Here is a 12,937-nt window from a genome sequence, read left to right on the forward strand (position 1 = left end):
TTTATTTAACCGTTTCAGTGCCGTATCCGTAAGCGTGGATCACCTTCAGGCCTTCCGCAGAGCGCACATATTCCAGCAGCTCCTTGGCCGCAGGCGTATCGGTCAGCTGCACCGCCTGCTGCACAATGGGAGCATACTGATCTGCCGGCACTTCCCACCAGGAGCCACTGCTATATTCACCCTGGCTGAATACCTGAGACTTGGCTACAAAGCCCAAATCGGCATTCCGGCTGTAGACATACTGGTAGGTCTGGCCGATGTTCTCACCCCGCACCATCTTTTTATTAAAGTTGTCCCACAACCCCATGCCAACCAGCACTTCCTGAGCAGCCCGACCATAAGGTGCCGTTACCGGATTGGCCACCGCCAGAAAACGAAAATCGCCGTTTTTCAGCACGGTCAGATCGTCATCAACCCGCTTTTCATCGGGGCTCCACAGCACCAGGGTACCCATGGCATAGGTAAAACGAGATCCCGGTACAATGGCGTTTTCCTGCTCCAGCAGCTCGGGGCGCTTGTCATCAGCCGCAAAAAACACATCAAAGGGGGCTTCATTCTTGATCTGCGCATAAAGCTTGCCGGTAGATCCGGAAGATATCAGCACCTTATGCCCGGTTTTCTGCTCAAACTGCTCCCCCAGTGTGCTGATGGCATCCAGAAAGTTGGCGGCAACAGCCACTTTAACTTCACCGGCCAAGGCCGGCACCGAGGCACCCATGGCGCAGATCAGAACAGAGACAGTGCGAAGCGTGAGCATAACGATGGATCCCTTATGGTTATGTAGTTAATTATATAGCGAACCAAATGTATCGTTATATAATAAAAAACACAATGATATTGACGTATCATGGCCGCTCAATCTGCTTATCAGCTACGGGGAACAGAGTGGAACTGGAGATATTGCTGAGCCTGCAACAACAAGGGCGGCTTTTCATCACTCCCAAACGAGTACGCTTGCTGAAAGAAATTCACCGGGAAGGCTCCATCAGCAAGGGAGCCAAAGCCGCAGGTATCAGTTATAAGTCGGCCTGGGATGCGGTAAAAGACATGAATGAGCTGGCCCTCCAGCCGTTGGTGACCAGCGAAACCGGTGGCAAGGGTGGCGGTGGCGCCAGGCTGACCGCTTATGGGACGCGTATTCTGAAAATGTACGGTTTACTGGCGCAGATTGAACGCATGGCGGTGGATGCACTGCAGGATGACGCAGCTTCTCTCGACAGCCTGCTGTCAGTGGTATCCCGGTTTGGCCTGCAAACCAGTGCCCGCAATCAGTTTTTTGCTAATGTTCAGGCACTGAACCCGGATGATCTCAGCCAGCAAGTTTGTCTGACGCTGAAAGGAGGTGCCACGGTATGGGCTGACATTACCGAACGCAGTTGCCGGCGCTTGGGTTTATTTGAAGGAAAAGAAGTCCTGGCCCTGATCAAGGCTCCCTGGGTCACCATTGAATCAGAGTCTGAAGCCTGCCTCCCTGGCAACCGTTTGCCAGGCGTGGTGCGTGAGGTCATTTTCGGCGAACAGTTCAATGAGGTGATACTCACTCTGGATCAAGGTGGCGACATCTGCGCCTTGCGCCCGGTGCATGAGCCGGTGCCCGCCCCCCGTGAACACGCAGTCGCCTGCTTTAGCCCGGATCAGGTTATCCTGGCCACACTGGAAAACTGAGCCGGACGCCGGTCCCATATCATTGCCTTAAGTGCCGGCGTCTGCTTGCAAAGACGCCGGCACTTAAGAACGGTCCGGTAAGCACATTAATGGCTTCGGCTTCGCAGCATCTTGCGGATCACATAGTGCAATATGCCGCCATGGCGGTAATAGGTGAGTTCGTCCTGTGTGTCGATACGGCACAGCGCCTCAATTTCCCGCACCTTGCTATCCGCCCCGGTAATGGCCACCGTCAGTGTGCAACCGGGCTCCAGCTGGCTCAGGCCACAGATCGACAATTGTTCTTCCCCGGTCAGCCCCAGGCCGGCCGTATGGTCTTCACCGGTGAATTCCAGCGGCAGTACGCCCATGCCAATCAGGTTGGAACGGTGAATACGCTCATAGGAGCGGGCCAGCACGGCACGCACCCCCAGCAGACGGGTCCCCTTGGCAGCCCAGTCCCGGCTGGATCCGGTGCCGTACTCCTTGCCAGCCACCACCACCAGCGGCACCCCTTCATCCTGATAACGCATGGCGGCGTCATAGATAGACAGTTGCTCACCGCTGGGGTAATGGCGGGTTTCCCCCCCTTCCACCCCATCCAGCATCAGGTTACGAATGCGAATATTGGCAAAGGTACCCCGCATCATGACTTCGTGGTTCCCCCGGCGGGAGCCGTAAGAGTTGAAGTCTTTGCGCTTGATGCCTAAGGACTGCAAATATTTCCCCGCCGGGCTATCAGCTTTAATGCTGCCCGCCGGCGAAATATGATCCGTGGTCACCGAATCACCCAGCAGCGCCAGGATACGGGCTGATTTAATATCGGCCACAGCCTCCGGCTCGGCGCCCATGTTGCTGAAAAACGGCGGATGACGAATATAGGATGAGTCTTGCTGCCAGTCGAAGGTAGCGCTGCCGCTCACATCAATGCTCTGCCAGCGTTCGTCACCGTCGAACACCTCCGCATACTCCTTGCTGAACATGTCGGTTTTCACCTTGGCCACCGCCTCGGCAACCGCCTTTTGTGACGGCCAGATATCTTTCAGATAAACCGGCTTGCCATGTTTGTCCGTGCCCAGCGGATCCCGGGTCAGATCCACGTGCATATTACCCGCCAGTGCATAGGCCACCACCAGGGGCGGTGACGCCAGCCAGTTGGTCTTCACCAACGGGTGAATACGCCCCTCAAAGTTGCGGTTGCCCGACAGTACCGAAGCCACAGTGACATCATGCTGCCGAATCGCGGCTTCAATGGGCTCGGGTAACGGCCCCGAGTTACCGATACAGGTGGTACAGCCATAGCCCACCAGATGGAAACCGAGTTGCTCCAGTGCCGGCATCATGCCGGCGGCTGCAAGGTAGTCGGTCACCACTCGGGAGCCCGGTGCCAGTGAGCTTTTTACCCAGGGAGCCCGGGTCAGGCCTTTTTCCACCGCAGCTTTGGCCATCAATCCGGCCGCCATTAGCACACTCGGGTTGGACGTGTTGGTACAGGAAGTTATGGCCGCAATCACCACGGCCCCGTCGCGCAGATGGTGGGTAGCCCCGTGCAGGGTAAAAGGCGTGCCCTGCTGTGACTGCTCGCAGCCCACGGCGGTCTGACCACCCTCACCTTCCAGCCGGTTTTCAGCATCGCGACTGACCGACTGCTCACGAGCCAATTCAAACGCCTCTGGCACCCGGCTCAGCTCAACCCGGTCCTGAGGCCGTTTGGGGCCGGCCAGGCAGGCACTCACCGCACCCATATCCAACTCAAGGGTGTCGGTGAATACCGGCTCATCACCGGGATTGCGCCACAGTCCCTGAGCTTGGGTATAGGCTTCCACCAACTCAATTTGCGTCTCGCTGCGCCCGGTCAGGCGCAGATAACGCAGGGTTTCTTCATCCACCGGAAAGAAACCGCAGGTAGCCCCGTATTCCGGCGCCATGTTGGCAATGGTGGCCCTGTCTGCCAACGGCAAACTGGCCAAACCATCGCCATAAAACTCCACAAACTTGCCCACCACGCCGTGGCTGCGCAACATTTCGGTGACGGTAAGCACCAGATCGGTGGCGGTAATGCCTTCGCGCAGCGCACCGGTCAGCTTGAAACCCACCACTTCGGGAATGCGCATGGACACCGGCTGTCCCAGCATGGCGGCTTCCGCCTCAATGCCGCCCACGCCCCAACCCAGTACCCCCAGCGCGTTGATCATGGTGGTGTGCGAGTCTGTTCCCACCAGCGTATCCGGGCAGGCCAGAATATCGCCATCCATTTTTTGCTGCCATACTGTCTGCCCCAGGTATTCCAGATTTACCTGATGACAAATGCCGGTGCCGGGTGGCACAACTCGGAAGTTATCAAAGGTCTGCTGGCCCCAACGCAAAAAGGCATAACGTTCCCCGTTACGGGCCATTTCCATGTCTACATTGGTTGCAAACGCCCCCGGGGTAGCGAACTCATCCACCATCACCGAGTGGTCAATCACCAGATCCACCGCCGACTGCGGATTAACCTTGCCCTCTTCCCCTCCCAGACGTTTTACCGCCTCACGCATGGCAGCCAGATCCACCACGGCCGGCACACCGGTAAAGTCCTGCATCAAGACCCGCACTGGCCGGAAAGCAATTTCACGCTCACAAAAGCCCTGTTTCAGCCAGATTTCCATCGCCTGCAGATCACCGGCCAGCTCTTCTCCCTCGTGGCGTAACAGGTTTTCGGTGAGCACCTTGAGAGATTTGGGCAGGCGCGATAGTGACGGCGCGAGAGGAAAATAATGATATTGCTCATTTCCAGCCTGCAATCGCTGCTTGCTCTTGTTCGCATCGGAACACATGGCTCCTCCTCATTATTTGTGGTGGCAATCATCGGTTTATTATTATTGTTGGGAATATCAAAGAATTAGGACTAAAGTATGGTTCATGGTCAAGGGCTCGGCAATGTCGCCTGCGACAGCCCCTGGCCGGGGTGCTTACATTGCGTAAGCCAAACAAATTTTTTATGCCTGAGCCGTGGTTTTTCTTGCTGGTGTACAGGGCCACAATCGCGTAGATAGTGAGCCGAATTCCGCCTTCAGGCACATCACGTCAAGAGAACTGCGTTATCCATGAAAATTGCCATTCTTTCCCGTAATCCGTCTTTGTATTCCACTCGCCGACTGCGTGAAGCTGCCGAGGCCCGTGGCCACGATGTCACTGTTATCGACGTCTTGCGCTGCTATATGAACATCAACGATAACAAGCCATCCATTCACTATAAAGGGCAGGATCTGGACCAATTTGACGCCATCATTCCCCGTATCGGGGCGTCGGTCACCTTTTACGGCACCGCCGTATTACGCCAGTTTGAAATGATGGGCTGCTACTCCCTGAACCATTCCGCCGCCATCAGCCGCTCCAGAGACAAACTGCGCTCACTGCAGGTGCTGTCGGGCCATGGCGTAGGCATGCCCATCACCGGCTTTGCCTGCAAACCTGATGACGTGCCTGACCTTATCAAGATGGTTGGCGGTGCGCCGCTGGTCATTAAGCTGCTGGAAGGCACTCAGGGCATAGGGGTGGTGCTGGCAGAAACCCGCAAGGCAGCAGAAAGCGTACTGGAAGCCTTTATGGGACTGAAAGCCAATATTATGGTGCAGGAGTTTATCGAAGAGGCCAACGGTGCCGACATTCGCTGCTTTGTTCTGGGTGACAAAGTGATCGCCGCCATGAAACGCCAGGCTCAGGAAGGCGAATTTCGCTCCAACCTGCACCGGGGAGGTGAAGCCCGGCTGGTACGTATCACTCCCGAAGAACGCAAAACTGCCGTGGCCTCGGCCAAAGCCATGGGACTGCAGGTGGCGGGCGTGGATCTGCTGCGCTCCAAACGAGGCCCACTGGTAATGGAAGTAAACTCCTCACCCGGTCTGGAAGGCATTGAGAAGGCAACAGGTAAAGACGTGGCCGAGCTGATTGTTCAGCACATAGAAAAACACGCCCACCGTAAAACCCGCCAGCGGGAGCGAGGCTGATGAGCCCTCCCTTTGAACTGGCCGGACAACAGGTGGCGGCCGGCCAGCGCCGGACCATGCAACTGGCGCTGGCCCAGCTGTATACCCAGTCCCCCCTGACCGTGCCGGTAGAAGTGGTACACGGCAAACTGCCCGGCCCCGTGCTATTGCTGTGCGCAGCCATTCACGGCGATGAGCTCAACGGCATTGAAGTGGTCAATCAGGTGCTGGCCAAAGTCAACCCGGCCAGGCTCAGAGGCACCCTGGTGGCAGTACCGGTGGTGAACGTGTTTGGGTTTATTCACAAGTCCCGCTACCTGCCGGACCGGCGTGACCTGAACCGCTGCTTTCCCGGCTCCGAAAAAGGCTCTCTCGGTGCCCGGGTGGCGCATTTTTTTGTGACAGAAATCGTCAGCAAATGCAGCCATATCATTGACTTGCATACCGGTGCCATCCACCGGGCCAACCTGCCCCAGATAAGAGCACAGCTTGACTGCCCGATCACCCGGCAAATGGCGGAAAGTTTCGGGGCACCCATCGTACTTGATGCCAGCATTCGTGATGGCTCATTGCGCTCTGTCGCCGAAGCCCAGGGAGTACCGGTTATTCTGTATGAAGCCGGTGAAGCATTACGCTTTGATCCCCTGCCCATCAAGGCGGGTGTTCGCGGTGTGCTCAGAGTGATGCGCAATCTTGGCATGCTGAAGGCAAGTACCGCCAGACCCGTGGCCGGCCCCATTATTGCCCGTAGCAGCACCTGGATTCGGGCCGAACACGATGGCCTGCTGCACTTAAAGGTCCGGCTCGGAGATCGGATCCGTAAGGGAGACTGCCTGGGCACCATCAGCGCACCTTTAGGGGCAGAGCAGTGCAAGGTCATTGCGCCCCGCAGCGGCATTGTCATTGGCAGCCTGACCATGCCACTGGTTAATGAAGGAGATGCCATTTGTCATATCGCCCTGTTTGACGAAATAAAGCAGGCAGAGCTGAGCGTAGAACGATTTGTAGACGAGCTGGATATTCAGTCCGCCCCACTCTGATCCTGAGCGCAGAAACGGAAATGGAAAAGGGGCAGCCTGTGGCTGCCCCTTTTTGTGTCATCGGCTCTGTCCTGAACCTGGTTGCTCCCTGCATTCCCTGACCTGACTCACACCGAGTCTTCCCCTTCCCGATCCATCGAGGTCATCCGTATATCTTCCGTGAATGGCTGCTGTCCTGCTGCCAACCGCTTCGTCCTGAAGGTATCCCTGGTCATCCTGACGCTTTCCCTTTGGCCGTCCTGACCGTGTCCTTGCCATTCCTGGCTGCCGGCATCATGCCCGCACATGTTTCCTTGATTCCTTTCCCGACATCCTTGCCGGTGTGTCCTGTGGGCCTTCCTGCCCGTTGCCTTCCTGTGCAACTCAGCCTGCCCTGCTGTTGGAATTAACTATACCCTCTCTCCCGAAAGGAACAACGCAGGGAACAGGCATCACCCTTGCTCAGATTTCAATCAAAAAAATAAAAGCTATTTATATTCAATGATTTGCAAAAAAAACACCGTGAAAACCATATATTAAAAGCGCCTTTTCTCAGACTGGCTTAAGAGATCACTTACAAGACGCAGGGGAAAATAAGGAAGGGATAGCTCTGGGGTCCAGGAGTAATAAGCAGGTTGGCGATATAACAGACACAAAAATGCCGGGACAAGCCCGGCATTGCTACAAATGAAGACGCTCGCCTCAGCCCATCATTTTCGCCTTAAGGGCGGAGAAATCGGCAGGAATGGTCTCGGACAGTGACGCCATGGCACCATGCTTGGCCAGCGGGCCCGGCAGCGCAATATCCTGCTCGAGGATGGCATCCACGCTCTCCTTGAACTTGGCCGGATGGGCGGTGCACAGGAAGATACCCACCTCGTCCTTGCCGCGCTCCTTGTTCAGCAGATCCCAGGCAATGGCACCGTGCGGCTCGCACAGGTAACCCTGCGCAAACAACCGCTTGAGGGCGCCCTTGGTCTCTTCGTCGTTGAGCATGCCGGAAGCGATCTCGGCCAGATCCCAGCCCTTGACCCGGCACAGCTCTTCCACCCGCGGCCAGTTGTTAGGACGGCTCACGTCCATGGCGTTGGACAGAGTAGCAACAGTGTCGTTAGGAGCCCAGTTACCGCTTTCCAGGTAGCGCGGCACGGTGTCGTTGGCGTTGGTGGCAGCCACAAAGCGCTTCACCGGCAGGCCGATGGCCTTGGCAATCAGACCCGCGGTCAGGTTGCCGAAGTTGCCGGACGGCACAGAAATCACCGCCTTGCTGCGCTGCTCGGCGGGCAATTCGGCCACGGCTTCGAAGTAGTAGCACACCTGCGCCAGCAACCGGCTGATGTTGATGGAGTTAGCAGAATTCAGGCCCACGGCGGCCTTCAGCTCTTCGTCGTCAAAGGCCTGCTTGACCAGCGCCTGACAGGCATCGAAGTCGCCCTGTACCGCGAAGGTACGAATGTTGCCGCCCAGGGTGGTGAACAGCTTTTCCTGCAGCGGACTGATTTTGCCTTCAGGATACAGGATCACCACCTCGATATTGGGCAGACCGTAAAAGGCGTGGGCCACAGCGGCACCGGTGTCGCCGGAAGTGGCGGTGAGGATGGTGATCTTGCCATCGCTGCGCAGGGTGGCCAGACACTGGGCCATAAAGCGGCCACCGAAGTCCTTGAACGCCAGGGTCGGACCGTGGAACAGCTCCAGGGCGTAGGTGTGCTCGTCCACCTTCACCAGCGGGGCCGGGAAGGTAAAGGCGTGCTCCACCATGGCGGTGAGGGTGTCTTTGGGAATTTCGTCACCGATCAGGTGCTGCAGAATGGCCACGGAGCGCGGTACCAGCGGCAGCTCCAGCAGCGCATCCACGTTGGCCAGCGGGGCCAGATTTTCCGGAAAGAACAGGCCCTGTCCGCGCCCCAGACCCTGCTTGACGGCCCCGGCAAAATTGATGGTTTCTGCGTTATCCTTGATGTTGTACAACTTCATAACTTGGTTCCTGTGACGCGTGCGCCCTCGGCATCGAGTTTGCAAATATGGCAAAAGCCATCCTGATTCTGAATAAAGTGGTCGGCCAGCCAGGTCTTGAGTTTTTCCGCCTGGTGCAGGTCTTTCATCACCGTGAACACGGTGGGGCCACTGCCGGAAATGCCGGTGGCCAAGGCTCCCATGGCGGCGGCATGCTCACGCACTTCCTTGAAGCCGGGGATCAGCTGGGCCCGATAAGGCTCGGCGATCACGTCCTTGAGCATGGCAGCAGCCAGTTTTTCCTGGCCGGTGTGGCTGGCATGCACAAAGCCCGCCAGCCGGCGACCGTATTCCAGACAGTCCTGACGGCGATACTGGGCCGGCAGAATCTCCCGGGCAGCGGAGGTGGACACGGCAATCCCCGGGTAACACACCACCCAGTACCATTCATCAAACGATGGCAGGGTCTGGCTGACCACACCGGCCTCATCCAGCACCAGTTGCATACCGCCCAGATGGCAGGGGGCCACGTTGTCGTAATGTATGGAGCCGGAGATCTGGCCTTCCAGCTCGCCCATCAGCAGCATCAGCTCATGCTCGCTCATGGCATTATCATAAAAAGCGTTCAGCGCCACAAAGGCAGCCACAATACTGGTGGCACTGGAGCCCAGTCCCGAGCCTACCGGCAGGTTCTTTTCCAGGGTCATGATCAGCGGCTTGCGCGCCAGCCCTTTTTTGTCGAGCGCCTTTTCATAGGCCAGCCAGCAGTCGTAAACGATATTCTGGGTATAGTCGCCCGGCAGCTTGTGGGCATAGGGCCCGGCATTGGTAAGGGTAAATTCGCCGCTGGCATCTTCTACCAGCACCCGGTCTCCCAGCAGGGAGCCGTCGAGAGGGGCCAGCGCGGCCCCCAGTACATCGAATCCCACACTTACATTGGCGGTCGAGGCCGGCGCATAGGCTACAACACTCATTTAAATCTCCTGCTTCCAGTTGTGGGTACGCAACAGATCGGCGAACACACCGGCGGCGGTTACATCGGCACCCGCTCCATAGCCGCGCAGAACCAGCGGAATGGGTTGGTAATACTGGGTATAGAACGCCAGGGCATTTTCGCCGTCTTTCACTTTAAACAGCGGATCATCCCCGTCTACGGCCTTGATGGCAACCTTGCATTTACCTTCTTCAATGACGCCTACATAGCGCAGCACCTTGCCTTCGCCTGCCTCGGCAGCCCGGCTGGCAAACCAGTCGTCCGCTTCCGGCAAGCGGGCCATAAAGGTGTCTATATCGCCACTGGCATCAAAGCCCGGCGGCAGTGCCTGCTCTACCTCGATGTCATCAAGATCCAGCGCCATGCCCGCTTCCCGGGCCAGGATCAGCAACTTACGGGCCACATCCATGCCGTTCAGATCATCCCGCGGGTCTGGCTCGGTAAAGCCGCTTTCCCGAGCGATCCGGGTGGCCTCGGCAAAGCCCATACCTTCGTCCAGCTTGCCGAAAATGTAGGACAGGGAGCCGGACAGAATACCGCCAAACGCCTTAAGCTGGTCGCCGGCCCGAATAAGGTTCTGCAGGTTCTCAATAACCGGCAGGCCCGCACCCACGTTGGTCTCATACAGAAACTTGCGGCGGGTAGAGCGTGCCGAGCGGCGCAGCTCTCGGTAGTAATCCAGGCTGGAGGTGTTGGCCTTCTTGTTGGGAGTAACTACATGGAAACCCGCAGACAAGAAGTCAGCATACTGATCCGCAACCCGTTCACTGGTGGTGCAGTCCACCAGTACCGGGTTGATCAGGTGGCTGTCTTCCACCAAACGGGCCACCCGCTCCAGGCTGAAGCTTTCCTGCGCCAGCTCCAACTGATCACGCCAGCCATCAAGGCAGATGCCGTTGCGATCCAGCAGCATTTTGCGGGAATTGGCAATACCCACTACCCGAATGCCAATATCCTGGGATTCCAGCACCGGCTGCTGACGACGGATTTGCTCCAGCAGAGCACCGCCCACGCCACCACAGCCCACCAGAAACACGTCGATGAACTGACGGCTGGAGAAGAAGTTTTGGTGACAGGCCTTGATGGCCTCGGTCACCTTCTCTTTGCGGATCACCGCCGAGATGGAACGCTCGCTGGAGCCTTGGGCGATAGCCACAATATTGATGGACGCTTCCGCCAGGGAGTTGAAGAAGCGGGCAGACACACCACGGGCGGTGCGCATGCGATCGCCCACCAAAGAGATGATGGCCAGATCGTCGATGAGGTCCAGCGGCTCCAGCAGGTTGTTCTTGAATTCCAGCGCAAACTCGTTGGCGATGGCCTTCTGTACTTTTTGCTTGTCAAAGGTATGGATACAGAAGCTGACGCTGTACTCGGACGAGCTTTGGGTGATCAGCACTATGCTGGCACCGGCGCGGGAGATGCAGGAGAACAGCCGGCCTGCCATGCCCACCATGCCCTTCATGCCAGGGCCGGAGATGTTGATCATGGTCATGCCAGCCAGATCGGAAATGCCCTTCACCTGCAGATCGTCGTCACTGCACTCGGGGCCGATCAGCGAACCTTCCCCCTGAGGGTTACCGGTGTTCTTGATCAGACAGGGAATATGAAACTGAGCGATGGGAGCAATGGTTTTGGGGTGCAGTACCTTGGCACCGAAATAGGACAGCTCCATGGCTTCCTTGTAAGACAGCTGGCGCAGCAGTTTGGCATCCGGCACCAGGCGCGGATCACAGTTGTACACACCGTCTACATCAGTCCAGATTTCGCAGCATTCGGCACCGACACAGGCAGCCAGCACCGCAGCAGAGTAATCGGAGCCATTACGGCCCAGAATAACGGTTTCGCCCTGTTCATTACCGGCGGTAAAGCCCGGCATCAGGTACACACAGTCATTACGCAGGCCTTTGTCGGCAAAGCGCTGGCGGGACACTTCAATATTGACCTGGGCCTCCAGCACACTGCCCTCACCCAGCAGCATTTCCTGAGGCACAATGACTTCCACCTGCTCACCCCGGGCGCGCAGCAGCTCAGACATGGTGGCAATGGACAGCGCCTCACCCCGGCTGAGAATGTGGGCCTGGATGTTGTCGGGGCACTGTTGCAGCAGACTGACGCCCTGCAGCAGCCGGGTCAGCTGGTTCAGCTCCCGCTCTACCGCCCCCCGGAGGGTAGCGTCGTCCAGACTGGCATATTTGCCCTTGAGTCCGTCGATAATGCCATGAAAGATCTGCTCAATCTCTTTCAGCACCGGTGCCGCTTCCAGGCCGCGAATGGTCTGCTCGACCACCGCCACCAAATGATTGGTTACGCGCGCCGGGGCCGATAGCACCAACGCCACCTGGGACTGGCGCTGATTGTTGACCACGATGTCGGCCACGGTATCAAAACGCTCGGCGTTGGCCAACGACGTACCGCCAAATTTCAGGACTCGCATTCATTACTCCCTGTGTAAAACTAAAAAAGCCCGTATCTGGTTGGGACACGGGCTTTTCGATTCAAATTCTGTTTGTCGTCAGCGCATCAGCCCGCCCCGGTTCCACCCATGGTGGTGCCGGTAATAATAATGGTGGTGGTAGTGCGGGTGAACTGCAGCATGACATACAACCTGTAACAACGAATGGCATAGCAATAACCCGGGGCCGCTGGCTTGTCAACGTCACCCCCGGGATTTGAGGGCCCGCTCAAGGTCCTTATAAAGCAGGTGAAGCAGGTTCAGATCCCTTTGCCCCAGCACAGGCAACCTGTCTTTAACCCATTCAGCCAGTTTTTCCTGCTGAGAAACACCAATTGAATCCATCAATTGTTCTGTTTTGTGCTGTAGCACGCGAAGCTGGGCATTTCCTTGCTGAACGTTGTTTTTTTGTTCATCTTCCGGAGCCAGTCCCTGACTCAATTCCCAGGCATAGAGCATGATGGCCTGCCCCAGATTCAGCGATGGATAGCTGACCTTGAGCGGCAGGTAGCTGATGATGTCAGCCTGGGACAGATGCTCGTTGCTCAGTCCCGATTCCTCACACCCGAACAATATCGCGACCCGCTGCACCGCCTTGTTGTTGACCTGAGCCACCGCTTCCCGGGGAGTCAGATAATGCTGATAACGGCCACGCCGGCGAGCGGTCGTCGCAATCACCAGATCCATGTCGGCCAGGCCATCGGCCAGGGTGGGAAAGTACTCGGCCTGTTCCAGCAGCTCCTGAGCACCGTGGGCCACCCACTGAGCCTGTTCCTGCTCATGTACCCGGCTGTTAATAATGCGCATGCGCTCAAAGCCCATGGTTTTCATGGCTCGGGCAGCGGCACCGACGTTTTCCGGACGCGCCGGAGATTCCAGGAAGAAATACAACTCCACCGAC

General features: G+C 57.4%; 9 protein-coding genes. 3 read left to right on the forward strand and 6 right to left on the reverse strand.

All coding sequences use genetic code 11. The features are described from left to right. Window position 1 precedes the first annotated feature (1 nt). Complete coding sequence (gene modA, locus B6S09_RS00415) at window positions 2-757, reverse strand: molybdate ABC transporter substrate-binding protein (RefSeq protein ID WP_094276528.1); 756 nt, start codon at window positions 755-757, stop codon at window positions 2-4. Between the two features lie 128 nt (window positions 758-885). Between modA and B6S09_RS00420 the strand changes: the two genes are divergently transcribed. Next, the gene (locus B6S09_RS00420) at window positions 886-1,665 is read left to right on the forward strand and encodes a TOBE domain-containing protein (protein ID WP_094276529.1); all 780 of its coding nucleotides are present in this window, start codon (window positions 886-888) and stop codon (window positions 1,663-1,665) included. Window positions 1,666-1,751: 86 nt separating this feature from the next. Here B6S09_RS00420 and acnA read toward each other — a convergent pair whose 3' ends face one another. Next, window positions 1,752-4,460, reverse strand: coding sequence for an aconitate hydratase AcnA (gene acnA, locus B6S09_RS00425; protein WP_094276530.1), 2,709 nt, complete (start codon window positions 4,458-4,460; stop codon window positions 1,752-1,754). 270 nt (window positions 4,461-4,730) lie between these two features. Here acnA and rimK point away from each other — a divergent pair, with 270 nt between their 5' ends. Continuing rightward, complete coding sequence (gene rimK, locus B6S09_RS00430) at window positions 4,731-5,633, forward strand: 30S ribosomal protein S6--L-glutamate ligase (protein ID WP_094276531.1); 903 nt, start codon at window positions 4,731-4,733, stop codon at window positions 5,631-5,633. After that, a complete protein-coding gene (locus tag B6S09_RS00435; protein ID WP_094276532.1) occupies window positions 5,633-6,652 on the forward strand; it encodes a succinylglutamate desuccinylase/aspartoacylase family protein in 1,020 nt (339 codons plus the stop codon). Before rimK ends, B6S09_RS00435 begins: the two co-directional genes overlap by 1 nt. A gap of 681 nt (window positions 6,653-7,333) precedes the next feature. Here the strand turns inward: B6S09_RS00435 and thrC are convergent. The 4 genes from thrC to B6S09_RS00460 all read right to left on the reverse strand — a co-directional run bounded on the left by thrC (window position 7,334) and on the right by B6S09_RS00460 (window position 12,933). Beyond that, window positions 7,334-8,608: a threonine synthase gene (thrC, locus tag B6S09_RS00445; protein ID WP_094276534.1), complete on the reverse strand. Its 1,275-nt coding sequence runs from the start codon at window positions 8,606-8,608 to the stop codon at window positions 7,334-7,336. Further along, window positions 8,605-9,561 (reverse strand): homoserine kinase, encoded by a 957-nt coding sequence (thrB, locus tag B6S09_RS00450; protein ID WP_094276535.1) that lies wholly within the window; start codon window positions 9,559-9,561, stop codon window positions 8,605-8,607. Before thrB ends, thrC begins: the two co-directional genes overlap by 4 nt. Next, a complete protein-coding gene (gene thrA, locus B6S09_RS00455; protein ID WP_094276536.1) occupies window positions 9,562-12,018 on the reverse strand; it encodes a bifunctional aspartate kinase/homoserine dehydrogenase I in 2,457 nt (818 codons plus the stop codon). 222 nt (window positions 12,019-12,240) lie between these two features. Further along, the gene (locus tag B6S09_RS00460; protein WP_166670257.1) at window positions 12,241-12,933 is read right to left on the reverse strand and encodes a tRNA/rRNA methyltransferase; all 693 of its coding nucleotides are present in this window, start codon (window positions 12,931-12,933) and stop codon (window positions 12,241-12,243) included. Window positions 12,934-12,937: the final 4 nt, after the last annotated feature.

The organism is Oceanimonas baumannii (genome assembly GCF_002245495.1).
Taxonomy (GTDB): Bacteria; Pseudomonadota; Gammaproteobacteria; order Enterobacterales; family Aeromonadaceae; genus Oceanimonas; species Oceanimonas baumannii.

Bases quoted from the DNA above. Each gene is read 5' to 3' on its own strand.
- modA (WP_094276528.1), bottom strand. From the start codon at position 757: ATGCTCACGCTTCGCACTGTCTCTGTTCTGATCTGCGCCATGGGTGCC.
- acnA (WP_094276530.1), bottom strand. From the start codon at position 4,460: ATGTGTTCCGATGCGAACAAGAGCAAGCAGCGATTGCAGGCTGGAAAT.
- rimK (WP_094276531.1), top strand. From the start codon at position 4,731: ATGAAAATTGCCATTCTTTCCCGTAATCCGTCTTTGTATTCCACTCGC.
- B6S09_RS00435 (WP_094276532.1), top strand. From the start codon at position 5,633: ATGAGCCCTCCCTTTGAACTGGCCGGACAACAGGTGGCGGCCGGCCAG.
- thrC (WP_094276534.1), bottom strand. From the start codon at position 8,608: ATGAAGTTGTACAACATCAAGGATAACGCAGAAACCATCAATTTTGCC.
- thrB (WP_094276535.1), bottom strand. From the start codon at position 9,561: ATGAGTGTTGTAGCCTATGCGCCGGCCTCGACCGCCAATGTAAGTGTG.
- thrA (WP_094276536.1), bottom strand. From the start codon at position 12,018: ATGCGAGTCCTGAAATTTGGCGGTACGTCGTTGGCCAACGCCGAGCGT.